14 protein-coding genes are annotated in these 16,070 nt (G+C 60.5%); 13 read left to right on the forward strand and 1 reads right to left on the reverse strand.

All coding sequences use genetic code 11. The features are described from left to right. The first annotated feature begins 62 nt into the window (after positions 1–62). The 8 genes from JQF37_RS23240 to JQF37_RS23275 all read left to right on the forward strand — a co-directional run bounded on the left by JQF37_RS23240 (position 63) and on the right by JQF37_RS23275 (position 10,104). On the forward strand, positions 63–1,550 hold the full coding sequence (locus JQF37_RS23240; RefSeq protein WP_130211057.1) for a gamma-aminobutyraldehyde dehydrogenase: 1,488 nt from the start codon (positions 63–65) through the stop codon (positions 1,548–1,550). Between the two features lie 143 nt (positions 1,551–1,693). Then, complete coding sequence (gene ydcS, locus JQF37_RS23245; protein WP_130211056.1) at positions 1,694–2,845, forward strand: putative ABC transporter substrate-binding protein YdcS; 1,152 nt, start codon at positions 1,694–1,696, stop codon at positions 2,843–2,845. Positions 2,846–3,061: 216 nt separating this feature from the next. Then, positions 3,062–4,099, forward strand: coding sequence for an ABC transporter ATP-binding protein (locus JQF37_RS23250; protein WP_130211055.1), 1,038 nt, complete (start codon positions 3,062–3,064; stop codon positions 4,097–4,099). Between the two features lies 1 nt (position 4,100). Then, on the forward strand, positions 4,101–5,048 hold the full coding sequence (locus tag JQF37_RS23255; RefSeq protein WP_130211054.1) for an ABC transporter permease: 948 nt from the start codon (positions 4,101–4,103) through the stop codon (positions 5,046–5,048). Further along, the gene (locus tag JQF37_RS23260; RefSeq protein ID WP_090467391.1) at positions 5,038–5,847 is read left to right on the forward strand and encodes an ABC transporter permease; all 810 of its coding nucleotides are present in this window, start codon (positions 5,038–5,040) and stop codon (positions 5,845–5,847) included. The genes JQF37_RS23255 and JQF37_RS23260 overlap by 11 nt, the downstream gene beginning before the upstream one ends. Before the next feature lie 159 nt (positions 5,848–6,006). Then, the gene (locus JQF37_RS23265) at positions 6,007–7,431 is read left to right on the forward strand and encodes a gamma-aminobutyraldehyde dehydrogenase (RefSeq protein ID WP_130211053.1); all 1,425 of its coding nucleotides are present in this window, start codon (positions 6,007–6,009) and stop codon (positions 7,429–7,431) included. A gap of 226 nt (positions 7,432–7,657) precedes the next feature. Continuing rightward, on the forward strand, positions 7,658–9,142 hold the full coding sequence (locus tag JQF37_RS23270; protein WP_130211052.1) for an amino acid permease: 1,485 nt from the start codon (positions 7,658–7,660) through the stop codon (positions 9,140–9,142). 452 nt (positions 9,143–9,594) lie between these two features. Beyond that, complete coding sequence (locus JQF37_RS23275) at positions 9,595–10,104, forward strand: Bro-N domain-containing protein (protein ID WP_130211051.1); 510 nt, start codon at positions 9,595–9,597, stop codon at positions 10,102–10,104. Positions 10,105–10,160: 56 nt separating this feature from the next. Here the strand turns inward: JQF37_RS23275 and JQF37_RS23280 are convergent, their stop codons facing one another. Further along, positions 10,161–10,346: a hypothetical protein gene (locus JQF37_RS23280; RefSeq protein WP_047538299.1), complete on the reverse strand. Its 186-nt coding sequence runs from the start codon at positions 10,344–10,346 to the stop codon at positions 10,161–10,163. A gap of 413 nt (positions 10,347–10,759) precedes the next feature. Here JQF37_RS23280 and JQF37_RS23285 point away from each other — a divergent pair, with 413 nt between their 5' ends. The 5 genes from JQF37_RS23285 to JQF37_RS23305 all read left to right on the forward strand — a co-directional run bounded on the left by JQF37_RS23285 (position 10,760) and on the right by JQF37_RS23305 (position 15,934). Continuing rightward, complete coding sequence (locus JQF37_RS23285) at positions 10,760–12,385, forward strand: glucan biosynthesis protein D (protein WP_130211050.1); 1,626 nt, start codon at positions 10,760–10,762, stop codon at positions 12,383–12,385. A gap of 275 nt (positions 12,386–12,660) precedes the next feature. Next, positions 12,661–13,575, forward strand: a complete 915-nt coding sequence (locus JQF37_RS23290; RefSeq protein ID WP_130211049.1) for a glutamate/aspartate ABC transporter substrate-binding protein — start codon at positions 12,661–12,663, stop codon at positions 13,573–13,575. A gap of 210 nt (positions 13,576–13,785) precedes the next feature. Continuing rightward, complete coding sequence (locus JQF37_RS23295; RefSeq protein ID WP_047538290.1) at positions 13,786–14,532, forward strand: amino acid ABC transporter permease; 747 nt, start codon at positions 13,786–13,788, stop codon at positions 14,530–14,532. Continuing rightward, positions 14,532–15,203 carry an ABC transporter permease subunit gene (locus JQF37_RS23300; RefSeq protein ID WP_090316762.1) on the forward strand — a complete coding sequence of 224 codons (672 nt, stop codon included), beginning with the start codon at positions 14,532–14,534 and terminating at the stop codon, positions 15,201–15,203. Before JQF37_RS23295 ends, JQF37_RS23300 begins: the two co-directional genes overlap by 1 nt. Then, positions 15,200–15,934, forward strand: coding sequence for an amino acid ABC transporter ATP-binding protein (locus JQF37_RS23305; RefSeq protein WP_090316758.1), 735 nt, complete (start codon positions 15,200–15,202; stop codon positions 15,932–15,934). The genes JQF37_RS23300 and JQF37_RS23305 overlap by 4 nt, the downstream gene beginning before the upstream one ends. The last annotated feature ends 136 nt before the right edge of the window (positions 15,935–16,070 follow it).

A 16,070-nucleotide genomic window follows, 5' to 3' on the forward strand; every position in this document is an offset into this window, starting at 1 on the left:
CGGGTCCGCGCACTAGTCTTGCTTCATCTATAAGACGGCCGGCCCCAGTCACAGGGAGCAGCATGGCCACACAAGAAAAGAGAATCCGAAAAATGGCTGGCGCGCAGACCCCGTTGTTTACCGCCTTGTTGATCGATGGCGAATTGGTCGCGGGCCAGGGCGTTGTCGAGCCGATTCTCAACCCGGCCACAGGCGAAGTCCTGACGCAGATCGCCGAAGCCAGCACCGAACAAGTCGAAGCCGCCATCCTCGCCGCCCACCGCGCCTTCGCCAGTTGGTCGCGGACCACTCCGCAGCAGCGCTCGAACCTGTTGCTGGACATCGCCAACGCCATTGAAAAAAACGCCGACCTGCTCGCCCGCCTCGAATCCCTGAACTGCGGCAAGCCGTTGCACCTGGCCCGCCAGGATGACTTGAGCGCGACGGTGGACGTGTTCCGTTTCTTCGCCGGTGCCGTGCGCTGCCAGACCGGACAACTCAGCGGCGAATACCTGCCGGGCTACACCAGCATGGTACGGCGCGATCCCATCGGGGTCGTGGCGTCCATTGCGCCGTGGAACTACCCGATCATGATGGCCGCCTGGAAAATCGCCCCGGCCCTGGCCGCCGGCAACACGCTGGTGTTCAAACCGTCCGAACACACGCCGCTGTCGATCCTGGCCCTGGCGCCTGCGCTGGCCGAGATTCTGCCGCGCGGCGTGATCAACATCATCTGCGGTGGCGGTGAAGGCGTTGGCAGCCATTTGGTCAGCCACCCGAAAGTGCGCATGGTGTCGCTGACCGGCGATATCGTCACCGGGCAAAAAATCCTCCAGGCCGCGGCAAAAACCCTCAAGCGTACCCACCTCGAACTCGGTGGCAAGGCGCCGGTGATCGTCTGCAACGATGCCGACATTCAGGCGGTGGTCGACGGTGTGCGCGCCTACGGCTACTACAACGCAGGCCAGGACTGCACCGCCGCCTGCCGGATTTACGCGCAGAAGGGGATTCACGATCGCTTGGTGGCCGAACTCGGCGCGGCGGTCAGCAGCCTGCGCTTTGCCGGCAAACGCGATGCCGACAACGAACTCGGCCCGCTGATCAGCACTCGCCAACGCGACCGCGTGGCCAGTTTCGTCGAACGCGCCCTCAGTCAACCGCACATCGAACGGGTGACCGGTGCCGCCGTGCATTCCGGCGCCGGCTTCTATTACCAGCCGACCCTGCTGTCCGGTTGCAAACAGGGCGACGAAATCGTTCAGCGCGAAGTGTTCGGGCCGGTGGTCACCGTGACCCGCTTCGATGAGCTGGAGCAAGCGGTGGATTGGGCCAACGATTCGGAATACGGCCTGGCGTCGTCGGTCTGGACCCAGAACCTCGACAAGGCGATGCAGGTCGCCGCGCGATTGCAGTACGGCTGCACCTGGATCAACAGCCATTTCATGCTGGTCAGCGAGATGCCCCATGGTGGCCTGAAGCGCTCCGGCTACGGCAAGGACCTGTCCAGCGATTCGCTCCAGGACTACAGCGTGGTGCGGCACATCATGGCCCGGCATGGCCGGGAGTTTTGAGCCACACGCTGCACCTCAGGTGCAGGCCTGCGTTTTCTTGCGGCTTGACGCTTGAAACTTGCAGCTACGCTAACAACAACAATTAGCAGTACGCATTACCGAACCAACTGCCCCGACCATAATTTGAAAAAGAGGGATTTCCCATGTTCGTGCACAAGACCGCACTGCTCAGTGCAATCACCACCGCGCTGCTGGCCAGTGCCAGTGTCCAGGCCGCAGAGCCGCTGAAAGCTGTCGGGGCCGGCGAAGGCCAATTGGATATCGTGGCCTGGCCTGGCTACATCGAACGTGGCGAAAGCGACAAAGCCTACGACTGGGTGACGGGTTTCGAGAAGGAAACCGGCTGCAAGGTCAACGTGAAGACCGCCGCGACCTCCGACGAGATGGTCAGCCTGATGGCCAAGGGTGGTTACGACCTGGTCACCGCGTCCGGCGATGCCTCGCTGCGCCTGATCGTCGGCAAGCGTGTTCAGCCGATCAACACCTCGTTGATCCCGAACTGGAAGAACATCGACCCGCGCCTGAAAGATGCGCCGTGGTACGTGGTCAACAAGCAGACCTACGGCACCCCGTATCAGTGGGGTCCGAACGTACTGATGTACAACACCAACGTGTTCAAGACCGCGCCTGACAGCTGGGGCGTGTTGTTCAATGCGCAAAATCTGCCGGACGGCAAACCGAACAAGGGCCGCGTGCAGGCCTATGACGGCCCGATCTACATCGCCGACGCGGCGCTGTACCTGAAAAGCGCCCAACCGGAACTGGGCATCCAGAACCCCTACGAACTGACCGAAGCGCAATACAAGGCGGTGCTCGATCTGTTGCGCGCCCAGCAGCCGCTGATCCACCGCTACTGGCACGACACCACCGTACAAATGAGCGACTTCAAAAACGAAGGCGTGGTCGCGTCCGGTGCCTGGCCGTATCAGGTCAACGGTCTGGTGAACGAGAAACAACCGATCGCTTCGACTATCCCTAAAGAAGGCGCCACCGGTTGGGCCGACACCACCATGATGCATACCGAGGCCAAACACCCGAACTGCGCCTACAAGTGGATGGACTGGTCGCTGCAACCGAAAGTACAGGGTGACGTGGCGGCATGGTTCGGTTCGCTGCCAGCAGTGCCTGCGGCGTGCAAGGAGAGCGAACTGCTCGGCGCCGAAGGCTGCAAAACCAACGGTTTCGACCAGTTCGACAAGATCGACTTCTGGAAAACCCCGCAGGCTGAAGGCGGCAAATTCGTGCCGTACAGCCGCTGGACCCAGGACTACATCGCGATCATGGGCGGCCGCTGACACACACCACCCTGTGGGAGCGAGCCTGCTCGCGATGAGGCCGGTACAGTCAACATCGCTGTTGCCTGAAACACCGCCATCGCGAGCAGGCTCGCTCCCACACTTGATCATCGCCGTTGCCACTACCGCATTCGGCTTGCAGATAAAAGATTCAGATTTTTCAGAAGTCCAGGCAGGGCCGCTGCGACGGCCCGCGCCTTTTTGGAGCACCGCACCATGACGCTTGCAGTCCAGTTCACCAACGTTTCCCGTCAGTTCGGCGAAGTGAAAGCCGTTGACCGGGTTTCCATCGACATCCAGGACGGCGAGTTTTTCTCCATGCTGGGGCCTTCCGGCTCGGGCAAAACCACCTGTCTGCGCCTGATCGCCGGTTTCGAACAACCGAGCGCGGGCTCTATCCGGATTCATGGCGAGGAAGCCGCCGGGCTCCCGCCGTACCAGCGTGACGTGAACACCGTGTTCCAGGATTACGCGCTGTTCCCGCACATGAACGTTCGCGACAACGTCGCCTACGGCTTGAAGGTCAAAGGCGTCGGCAAGGCCGAACGCCTCAAACGCGCCGAAGAAGCCCTCGACATGGTCGCCCTCGGCGGCTATGGCGAGCGCAAACCGGTGCAGCTCTCCGGTGGCCAGCGCCAGCGCGTGGCCCTGGCCCGCGCCCTGGTCAACCGTCCGCGCGTGCTGCTGCTGGACGAACCCCTCGGCGCGCTGGACCTCAAGCTGCGCGAGCAAATGCAAGGCGAACTGAAGAAACTGCAACGCCAGCTCGGCATCACCTTCATCTTCGTCACCCACGACCAGACCGAAGCGCTGTCCATGTCCGATCGCGTCGCTGTGTTCAACAAGGGTCGCATCGAACAAGTCGACAGCCCGCGCAATCTCTACATGAAACCGGCGACCACTTTCGTCGCCGAATTCGTCGGCACCTCCAACGTGATTCGCGGCGACCTGGCGAAACAGTTGAGCGGCAATCCACAACCGTTTTCGATTCGCCCGGAACACGTGCGTTTCGCCGAAGGGCCGCTGGCCGCACACGAGATCGAAGTCAGCGGCTTGCTGCACGACATCCAGTACCAGGGCAGCGCCACCCGCTATGAACTGAAGCTGGAAAACGGCCAGACCCTGAACATCAGCCAGGCCAACAATCAGTGGCTGGACGTCAGCGCCCAGCACCAGACCGGGCAACGCATCAGCGCACGCTGGGCACGCGAAGCCATGGTCCCGCTGTTCGACACCGTTGCAGGCGGGGTGTGACATGAACACCTTGGCCCTCTCTCAAACCCCGTCGGGCGGCTCGCCGTTGCGCAGGTTTTCCAACCTGCTGTATCGCCGGCCGAACCTGTACCTGTCGCTGCTGCTGGTGCCGCCGCTGCTGTGGTTCGGCGCGATCTACCTGGGCTCGTTGCTGACCTTGCTGTGGCAGGGTTTCTACACCTTCGATGACTTCACCATGGCGGTCACGCCGGAACTGACCCTGGCGAACTTCGCCGCGCTGTTCCAGCCATCGAACTTCGACATCATCCTGCGCACCCTGAGCATGGCCATCGTGGTGTCGATCGCCAGCGCCATCGTTGCGTTTCCGATCGCCTACTACATGGCGCGCTACACCACCGGCAAGACCAAGGCGTTTTTCTACATCGCGGTGATGATGCCGATGTGGGCCAGCTACATCGTCAAGGCCTATGCCTGGACGTTGCTGCTGGCCAAGGGCGGCGTGGCGCAGTGGTTCGTGCAGCACCTGGGCCTGGAACCGGTTCTGCAGTTCGTGCTGGGCATTCCCGGCGTGGGCGGCAGCACCTTGTCGACCTCGCACCTGGGGCGCTTCATGGTGTTCGTCTATATCTGGCTGCCGTTCATGATCCTGCCGATCCAGGCGTCGCTGGAACGCCTGCCGCCGTCGCTGCTGCAAGCGTCCGCCGACCTCGGCGCCAAGCCGCGCCAGACGTTCATGCAAGTGATTCTGCCGCTGTCGATTCCGGGCATCGCCGCCGGCTCCATCTTCACCTTCTCGCTGACCCTCGGTGACTTCATCGTGCCGCAACTGGTCGGCCCGCCGGGTTACTTCGTCGGCAGCATGGTGTACGCGCAACAAGGCGCGATCGGCAACATGCCGATGGCGGCGGCCTTCACCCTGGTGCCGATCGTGCTGATCGCCATTTACCTGTCCATCGTCAAACGTCTGGGGGCCTTCGATGCACTCTGAAAAGGCTTCAATAGGGCTGAAAATCGCGGCCTGGGGCGGGTTGGTGTTCTTGCACTTCCCGATCCTGATCATCTTCCTATACGCCTTCAACACCGAAGACGCGGCGTTCAGCTTTCCGCCCAAGGGTTTCACCCTGAAGTGGATAGGCGTGGCGTTCTCACGCCCTGACGTACTGGAGGCCATCAAGCTGTCGCTGCAGATCGCCTCGATTGCCACGCTGATCGCCATGGTCCTCGGCACGCTGGCCTCGGCGGCACTGTACCGCCGGGATTTCTTCGGCAAGCAAGGCATCTCGCTGATGCTGATCCTGCCGATCGCCCTGCCCGGGATCATCACCGGTATCGCGCTGCTGGCGACCTTCAAGACGCTGGGCATCGAGCCGGGGATGTTCACCATCATCGTTGGTCACGCGACCTTCTGTGTGGTGATCGTCTACAACAACGTCATCGCCCGCTTGCGTCGCACCTCGCACAGCTTGATCGAGGCCTCGATGGACCTCGGTGCCGACGGCTGGCAGACCTTCCGCTACATCGTCCTGCCGAACCTCGGCTCGGCGTTGCTGGCCGGCGGCATGCTCGCCTTCGCGCTGTCGTTCGACGAAATCATCGTCACCACCTTCACCGCCGGCCATGAACGCACCCTGCCGCTGTGGCTGCTCAACCAGCTCAGCCGCCCTCGGGACGTACCGGTGACCAACGTCGTCGCGATGCTGGTGATGATAGTGACCATGCTGCCCATCCTCGGTGCCTATTACCTGACCCGTGGCGGTGAAAGCGTGGCGGGCAGTGGCGGTAAGTAAATATCTCATCGACAACGACTACCCCCTGTGGGAGCGAGCCTGCTCGCGAAGACGCCATCACGTTGAGCATTGATGCTGGCTGACGCACCGCTTTCGCGAGCAGGCTCGCTCCCACAGGGGCCGGTTTCAAAACAAGAACTGCTTTGAAGAGGACAAACCATGCAAACCCAACTCTTGATCAACGGCCAGCTCGTCAATGGCGAAGGCCCTGCCCAACCCGTGTTCAACCCGTCGCTGGGCCGCGTGCTGGTGGAAATCAACGAAGCCAGCGAAGCCCAGGTCGATGCCGCCGTGCGCGCCGCCGATGCCGCGTTTGACAGCTGGTCGCAAACCCCGCCGAAAGAGCGCTCGTTGCTGCTGCTCAAACTGGCTGACGCCATCGAAGCCCATGGCGAAGAGCTGGCCAAACTGGAATCGGACAACTGCGGCAAGCCTTACAGCGCTGCGCTGAACGACGAGATTCCGGCGATTGCCGACGTGTTCCGTTTCTTCGCCGGCGCCAGCCGCTGCATGAGCGGTTCGGCCGGGGGCGAATACCTGCCGGGCCACACCTCGATGATCCGCCGCGACCCGGTGGGCGTGATCGCCTCCATCGCGCCGTGGAACTACCCGCTGATGATGGTCGCCTGGAAAATCGCACCGGCCCTCGCCGCCGGCAACACCGTGGTGCTCAAGCCATCGGAACAAACGCCGCTGACCGCATTGCGCCTGGCACAACTGGCGTCGGACATTTTCCCGGCCGGCGTACTCAACCTGGTGTTCGGTCGCGGGCCTACGGTCGGTAGCCCACTGGTCACCCACCCGAAAGTGCGCATGGTGTCGCTGACCGGCTCGATCGCCACCGGCTCGAACATCATTTCCAGCACCGCCGACAGCGTCAAACGCATGCACATGGAACTGGGCGGCAAGGCCCCGGTGATCATTTTCGACGACGCCGATATCGACGCCGCGGTGGAAGGCATTCGCACCTTCGGCTTCTACAACGCCGGGCAAGACTGCACCGCGGCCTGCCGCATCTATGCGCAGGAAGGCATCTACGACAAGTTTGTCGAGAAGCTCGGCGCGGCCGTCAGCAGCATCAAGTACGGCTTGCAGGATGATCCATCGACCGAGCTCGGTCCATTGATCACCGCGCAGCACCGCGACCGCGTGGCCGGGTTCGTCGAGCGCGCCGTGGCGCAGCCGCACATCCGCTTGATCACGGGCGGCAAAGCCGTGGACGGCAATGGTTTCTTCTTCGAACCGACGGTGCTGGCCGATGCCCGGCAGGACGACGAAATCGTCCGTCGCGAAGTGTTCGGGCCGGTGGTGTCGGTGACCAAGTTCACCGATGAAGCGCAGGTATTGGGCTGGGCCAACGATTCGGACTACGGCCTGGCATCGTCGGTGTGGACCGCCGACGTCGGTCGCGCCCATCGCCTGTCGGCGCGCCTGCAGTACGGCTGCACCTGGGTCAACACCCACTTCATGCTGGTCAGCGAAATGCCTCACGGCGGCCAGAAACTGTCCGGCTATGGCAAGGACATGTCCATGTATGGCCTTGAGGATTACACCGTCGTGCGCCATGTGATGTTCAAGCACTAAAAGCATCGCCAGCAGGCTGGCTCCCACAGTTTGGAATGCGTTTCCCTGTGGGAGCCAGCCTGCTGGCGATTGTGTCACTCCGGCTTCAAGGTAGAAACCGGCACTAAGCACCACCAGGCTCCACACCAAAGAAGTCAAAACAATAACCACCGATCCGGGCTGAGCCGCCATGGCCCCGCCACGGCTTCGGACATCCGAAATCTGCCGATTTTCCGGAGCAAACACTATGAGTACATCACCCGAACTCTCTGCCGGCGTTGTCGATAGCGACGCCGAGCAGCTACGTAAACTGGGTTATACGTCCAACTTCAACCGCAGCATGAGCCTGTGGGAAAACTTCGCCCTGGGCTTCACTTATCTTTCCCCGGTCGTCGGGGTTTATACCCTCTTCGGCCTGTGCCTCGCCGCCGGCGGCCCACCGATGTTCTGGGCCTACCTGCTGGTCGGTTGCGGCCAGTTGCTGGTGTGTCTGATCTTCGGTGAAGTGGTGTCGCAGTTCCCGATTTCCGGTGGCGTGTACCCCTGGGCCCGTCGTTTGGTGGGCAAGCGCTGGGCGTGGATGGTCGGCTGGATCTACTCCATCGCCCTGTGTGTGACCATCGCTGCCGTTGCCGTGGGTGCAGGTCCCTACCTGGCCGCCATGATGGGCTTTGAACCGAACAACAACACCAACATCGTCATCGCCCTGTTCCTGACGCTGTTCGCCACGCTGATCAACCTCAGCGGCACCAAAACGCTGGCGCGCATCGCCATGTTCGGCTTCCTCTGCGAACTGATCGGCGCAGTGATCGTCGGTGTCTACCTGTTGGTGTTCGAACGCCATCAGCCGCTCAGCGTGCTGTTCGACACCTTCGACATCAGCGTCGATGGCTCGTACCTGCCCGCCTTCCTCACCGCGTCGCTGGCGGGGATGTTCCTGTACTACGGCTTCGAGGCCTGCGGCGACGTCGCCGAAGAAACGCCGAACCCGAGCAAGAAAATCCCGGTGGCCATGCGCATGACCATCTACATCGGTGGCATCGCCGCGATGTTCGCCTGCCTGGCGCTGATCCTCGCCGTGCCAGACATGCAAGCAGTGATCAACGGCACCGACAAGGACCCGGTCACCACCATCCTCAACAACGCCTTCGGCCCCGTGGGTTCGAAAGTGGTGATGGGTGTGGTCATGATTTCCTTCATCTCCTGCGTCATCAGCCTGCAAGCGGCGGCGAGCCGTCTGCTGTATTCCTATGCCCGTGACGAGATGGTGATCGGTAGCCGACTGCTGAAGAAGATTTCTCCTACGACCCAGGTTCCGGTTGCCGCACTGTTCGTGTCCGGTGTCCTGCCGGCCCTGATCATCATCCTCGGCTTCTTCCTGCAGGACGCCGTCGCCACCATCGTCAGCTTCGCCGCCATCGGCATCTACCTGGCGTTCCAGATGATCGTGCTCGCGGCACTGTTTGCTCGCCTCAAAGGCTGGAAACCGAGCGGCAAATTCACCCTCGGTGCCTGGGGCTGGCTGGTGAACATCGGCGCACTGACCTATGGCATTGGCGCCATCGTCAACATGGCCTGGCCCCGTACCCCGGATGCGGCGTGGTACATCAACTACGCCATGGTCCTGAGCACCGCCATCGTCATTGGCCTGGGCCTGCTGTACATGTGGATCGCCAAGCCGTACGACCACGGTACCGCGCCTGCCGGGGATGCCTGGAAGGTGGGTCGGTAACCGTATTTGCCCCTCGATCGAAAACCAACCTGTGGCGAAGGAGCTTGCTCCCTCGCCACAGGTCAAGTGTTCGTCCTTAACTGAACGGCATGAGCCCTGAAGGCGGTTCTGCTCTTACAGATGCGACCTTCATGAAAAACCCGCGATTCCTACATCACGCGTCGCCAGAGTAGACTTGGCGCCGCGAGCGCCTGACCGATAGGCTTTGTCCCGTCGCTGCACAATCAGCGACCCGGAGTCGAAGCCGGAACATATCTACATGGCGCATCCGCGCCCCCATACGAGCTGGGGCATTTTTTTGCCTTTCAGTTTCGCGTTATGGCGGGCCGTGTGGCGCGGGCCTCTCGGCTTCCATGTTGATCGAGAATGTTCCGACTTCGAACGCCGCACGGTCCGCCACCCCAATCTGTCGAAGGATTCGTGGCGGCTCCTTTTCAACATGGAGTCGAACAATGCACAAACACGCGTCAAATCCGTCTGACACTTATCCCAGCTTCATTCCTACCGTCTTCACCCGCCACAACCGTTTCCTCCACGCCTTCATCCAGGACCATCAAGCCTGGTTCTGCGTTCAGGACCTTGGCCGCCTGATGGGTCAACCATTGAACGAACGCCTCATCCAGAAGCTGGACCCCGATCAGCGTCGCAGCGTTTGTTTGCTCAAGGACGGCAAGGTCGTCGATGCATTGATGGTCAGCGAATCGGGCATGTATGCATTGCTGGTTCACCATTTCATCCCGGAAAACCGCTACCTCAGGCAATGGTTGAGCAACGAAGTCGTGCCCCTGTTGCGCAATGCGCAGGCATCGTCTTCGGAAAACCTGCCAAGCCTGAGCGCCTTGAATTGGGCCGGAGTTTCGGTGCCTCTGCTGCACTACCAACATCACGCCTGGATCAAGTGGCGGGACATGCCTGAGTTGATGCAAGTACAACGACCGTTCCCTATAGCCGGAACCCGCTGAATCGATTCGATTGGCAAAAGGGCGAACTTCATAGTCCGCCCCTTTGAATTTCTTACCTAAAACCTCGAAACACTACGCATCGCATCCACCAGATACCTCATCGCAATCCGGTCGCTCTCCGACAATTCGCGATAGCGCTCCACCAGTTTCATCTCTTCGGAATTGAGCCGGCGCCTTCGTCGCCCGCTGCCCAGGCACGGAAAGATTCCCAGTAGTTCGGTGATGCCTTGTACTTTCGACATGGACGATGTCCTTCTCTACGTCAAAGAAAACTTCAGAAACCGCATCGCCCTACCCTTTTCAGCAGCCTTCTCGTGCCGACTGAATCGCACCGGCCCGAAGGGCATAAACCGGTCATGCCCACAGAATAGAAATAATCCGGACGCTGAAAAGCGGTTTTTAGAGTAATTAGTCGAAAAAAGCAGAAATGCCCTCTAAATCAGACGGCACTGTCGGAAATGTTTCCCGACATGTCTTGTTTCATTGCCGCGCCAGCGTCGTGCCATCAATCAATTTTGCTCCGCCATCGAACGGTTTAAGCTATTCGGCATCTGTTTAAAGTCCGTTGTGTTTGGCCGAAGGCATGTCCGAACCCTTATTTCTGATCCAGCACGTGCCAGGAACGGCGCGGGATTGTTCACGACAGGTTGTATTTATGCACCGCAGGAATTTGCTCAAAGCCTCCATGGCCATCGCTGCCTACACCGGTCTGTCCGCCACCGGCCTGCTTGCCGCCCGCGCCTGGGCCGCCACCGGGGCTGCCGATGGTGAAGCCCAGGCCTTCGATTTCGAGTCGCTGAAAGTGCAGGCCAAGCAACTGGCCAGCCATCGCTATCAGGACACCAAGCAAGTGTTGCCACCGACCCTGGCGACCATGACCCCGCAGAATTTCAACGCGATCCGCTACGACGGCAATCATTCGCTGTGGAATGAATTGAACGGTCAGCTGGATGTGCAGTTTTTCCACGTCGGCATGGGATTCAAGCAGCCGGTGCGCATGTACAGCGTCGACCCGAAAACCCGCATGGCCCGTGAAGTGCATTTCCGCCCGTCGCTGTTCAACTACGAGAACACCACGGTCGATACCAAGCAACTGACCGGCGACCTGGGTTTCTCCGGCTTCAAGCTGTTCAAGGCGCCGGAGCTGGACAAGCACGACGTGGTGTCGTTCCTGGGCGCCAGTTACTTCCGCGCGGTGGACGCAACTGGCCAGTACGGTTTGTCGGCCCGCGGTCTGGCGATCGATACCTACGCCAAAAAGCGTGAAGAATTCCCTGACTTCACCAAGTTCTGGTTCGAGACGCCGGACAAGGACAGCACCCGCTTCGTGGTCTATGCCCTGCTCGACTCGCCGAGCGCCACCGGTGCCTACCGCTTTGACATCGACTGCCAGGCCGAGCGCGTGGTGATGGAGGTCGATGCCAACGTCAATGCACGGACCGCCATCGAACAACTGGGCATTGCACCGATGACCAGCATGTTCAGCTGCGGCACCCACGAACGCCGCATGTGCGACACCATTCACCCGCAGATCCACGACTCCGATCGCCTGGCGATGTGGCGCGGCAACGGCGAGTGGATCTGCCGCCCGCTGAACAACCCGGCCACCCTGCAATTCAACGCCTTCGCCGACAAGGATCCGAAGGGTTTCGGCCTGGTGCAGACCGATCACGAGTTCGCCAGTTATCAGGACACCGTCGACTGGTACAGCCGCCGGCCGAGCCTGTGGGTCGAACCGACCACCGCGTGGGGTGAAGGCTCCATCGATCTGCTGGAAATTCCTACGACCGGTGAGACGCTCGACAACATCGTCGCGTTCTGGACCCCGAAAAAACCGGTGGCGCCCGGTGATTCGCTGAACTACGGCTACAAGCTCTACTGGAGCGCCCTGCCGCCGGTGGGCACACCACTGGCGCGGGTCAACGCAACACGTTCGGGCATGGGTGGTTTCACCGAAGGCTGGGCACCGGGTGAGCATTACCCGGAAGTTTGGGCCCGGCGTTTCGCGGTGGACTTCACCGGTGGCGGCCTGGACCGCTTGCCGGAAGGCGCGGGCATCGAGCCGGTGGTGACCTGCTCGAATGGCCAGGTCAAGGACTTCAACGTGCTGGTGCTCGATGAGATCAAGGGCTACCGCATCACGTTCGACTGGTACCCGACCAACGACAGCGTGGATCCCGTGGAACTGCGCCTGTTCATCCGCACCCATGACCGCACGTTGAGTGAAACCTGGTTATACCAGTACTTCCCGCCAGCGCCGGACAAGCGCAAATACACCTGATGACGGGTTGCGCCCTCTCACCATTCGGTTTTCCGAACGCGACCTGCCGGTCGGTTCGGTTAACCGGATTATTCAACGCTGAAAAACGCGGAAAATAAATTTAATCTCCTTATAAATCAACTACTTAACTCATTCAGCCTGGCCTGGCATGAGTCATGCTCTACACTTCTTCGACGAATGCCTGCGGTGCCAACACTTCAGGAGCTCAGGCATCCGCAGCACAAAAAGGGCCGATCAACTGGCTCCATAAAAAAAACAATGTCGAGGAAAATTTGATGCGCATCGTTCCCCATATCCTGGGCGCAGCCATTGCTGCCGCTCTGATCAGCACGCCAGTTTTCGCCGCCGAACTCACCGGCACCCTGAAGAAGATCAAAGAGTCCGGTGTGATCACCCTCGGGCATCGTGACGCTTCCATTCCGTTTTCCTACATTGCAGACGCTTCCGGCAAACCGGTCGGCTACTCCCACGATATTCAGCTGAAAATCGTCGAAGCCATCAAAAAAGACCTGGACCTGCCTAACCTGCAAGTCAAATACAACCTGGTCACTTCGCAAACCCGTATCCCGCTGGTGCAGAACGGCACCGTGGACCTGGAGTGCGGTTCCACCACCAACAACGTCGAGCGTCAGCAGCAAGTTGACTTCTCCGTTGGCATCTTCGAAATCGGTACTCGTCTGCTGACCAAGAAAGGCTCGGCGTACAAGGACTTCGATGACCTCAAAGGCAAGAACGTCGTGACCACCGCCGGTACCACGTCCGAGCGCATCCTCAAGTCGATGAACGCCGACAAGCAAATGGGCATGAACGTCATCTCCGCCAAAGACCACGGCGAATCCTTCCAGATGCTGGAATCGGGCCGTGCCGTGGCGTTCATGATGGACGACGCACTGCTGGCCGGTGAGGCCGCCAAGGCCAAGAAGGCGGAAGACTGGGCCGTGACCGGTACTCCACAGTCCTACGAAATCTACGGCTGCATGGTGCGCAAGGGCGACGAGCCGTTCAAGAAAGCCGTGGATGACGCCATCAAGGCCACCTACGCTTCGGGCGAGATCAACACGATCTACGACAAATGGTTCATGCAGCCAATCCCGCCTAAAGGCCTGAACCTGAACTTCCCGATGAGCGACGAGCTCAAGGCCCTGATCGCCCATCCGACCGACAAAGCGGCTGACGACAAGAAATCCTGATTTCTGACTAACCTTATCTCCTGAGAGGGCCGCGGCCCTTTCGGGAGGTTGTCATTCCCTGCTGGCATTTCTGGAAACACTCGAACCGGTGGCTGTCGAGCCGATCGTGTGTGCCTGATCGAACTGACCTGTGTGTCACCCGATCGGGCGGGAACGGAGCTTTCCCCAGGCGGGTACTTGTACATCGATCGAATCCGAGGGGAGACCCTAATGAATTACAACTGGGACTGGGGCGTGTTCTTCAAGTCCACCGGCGTGGGCAGCGAGACTTATCTCGACTGGTACATCGCCGGTCTGGGCTGGACCATCGCCATCGCCATCGTGGCCTGGATCATCGCCCTGACACTGGGCTCGATCCTGGGTGTCATGCGTACCGTGCCGAACCGCATCGTATCGGGCATCGCCACCTGCTACGTCGAGCTCTTCCGTAACGTGCCGCTGCTGGTTCAGCTGTTCATCTGGTACTTCCTGGTGCCGGACCTGCTGCCGCAGAACCTGCAAGACTGGTACAAGCAGGACCTGAACCCGACGACCTCGGCCTTCCTCAGCGTCGTCGTCTGCCTGGGCCTGTTCACCACCGCTCGCGTCTGCGAACAAGTGCGCACCGGCATCCAGGCCCTGCCCAAAGGCCAGGAATCCGCGGCTCGCGCCATGGGCTTCAAGCTGCCGCAGATCTACTGGAACGTGCTGCTGCCGCAGGCTTACCGGATCATCATTCCGCCGCTCACCTCGGAATTCCTGAACGTCTTCAAGAACACCTCCGTGGCCTCGTTGATCGGCCTGATGGAGCTGCTGGCGCAGACCAAACAGACCGCCGAGTTCTCCGCCAACCTGTTCGAAGCCTTCACCCTGGCAACGCTCATTTACTTCACCCTGAACATGAGCCTGATGTTGCTGATGCGTCTGGTCGAGAAGAAAGTCGCCGTACCGGGCCTGATCTCCGTGGGGGGTAAATAATGGAACTCGACTTCTCGGGCATCATCCCGTCCCTGCCGGGCTTGTGGAACGGCATGATCATGACCCTGCAACTGATGGCGCTGGGCGTCATCGGCGGGATCATCCTCGGCACCCTCCTGGCGCTGTGCCGTCTGTCCCACAGCAAACTGCTGTCGAACCTGGCCGGTGCCTACGTCAACTACTTCCGCTCGATCCCGCTGCTGCTGGTGATCACCTGGTTCTACCTGGCGGTGCCGTTCGTGCTGCGCTGGATCACCGGCGAAGACACCCCGATCGGCGCGTTCGCCTCGTGCATCGTGGCCTTCATGATGTTCGAAGCGGCGTACTTCTGCGAAATCGTCCGGGCCGGCGTGCAGTCGATTCCCAAGGGCCAGATGGGCGCTGCCCAGGCGCTGGGCATGACCTATGGCCAGATGATGCGCCTGATCATCCTGCCGCAGGCGTTCCGCAAGATGACCCCGCTGTTGCTGCAGCAGAGCATCATCCTGTTCCAGGACACGTCGCTGGTTTATGCGGTGGGCCTGGTGGACTTCCTCAATGCCTCGCGCGCCAGTGGCGACATCATTGGCCGTTCCAATGAGTTCCTGATCTTCGCAGGTCTCGTGTACTTCATCATCAGCTTTGCCGCCTCGCAGCTGGTCAAGCGTCTGCAAAAAAGGTTTGCCGTATGATCTCTATCAAGAATGTCAACAAGTGGTATGGCGACTTCCAGGTACTGACTGACTGCAGCACCGAGGTCAAAAAAGGCGAAGTGATCGTGGTGTGCGGGCCGTCCGGCTCGGGCAAATCGACCCTGATCAAATGCGTCAACGCCCTGGAACCGTTCCAGAAAGGTGACATCGTGGTCGACGGCACGTCCATCGCCGACCCGAAGACCAACCTGCCGAAACTGCGTTCCCGCGTGGGCATGGTGTTCCAGCACTTCGAGCTGTTCCCGCACCTGACCATCACCGAAAACCTGACCATTGCGCAGATCAAGGTACTGGGCCGCAGCAAGGAAGAAGCCACCAAGAAAGGCCTGCAACTGCTTGAGCGCGTCGGTCTCTCGGCCCACGCCCACAAGCACCCTGGCCAACTGTCCGGTGGTCAGCAGCAGCGCGTGGCGATTGCCCGGGCGCTGGCGATGGACCCGATCGTCATGCTGTTCGACGAACCGACCTCGGCGCTGGACCCGGAAATGGTCAACGAAGTGCTCGACGTGATGGTGCAACTGGCCCATGAAGGCATGACCATGATGTGCGTGACCCACGAAATGGGCTTCGCCCGCAAGGTCGCCGACCGGGTGATCTTCATGGACGCCGGCAAGATCATCGAAGACTGCAAGAAAGAAGAGTTCTTCGGCGACATCAACCACCGTGCCGAGCGTACGCAGCACTTCCTGAACAAGATTCTGCAGCACTAAAACCCACGCTCGCCCCGCCATCTGTAGGGGCGAGCCTGCTCGCGATGAATTCAAAGACACCGCGTACATTCAGAATGAACGCGTCATCGTTGACGACCATCGCGAGCAGGCTCGCTCATACAGTGTTCAGGCAAGC

Origin of the sequence: Pseudomonas sp. MIL9, assembly GCF_016887925.1 — a bacterium.
GTDB classification, from domain to species: domain Bacteria; phylum Pseudomonadota; class Gammaproteobacteria; order Pseudomonadales; family Pseudomonadaceae; genus Aquipseudomonas; species Aquipseudomonas mohnii.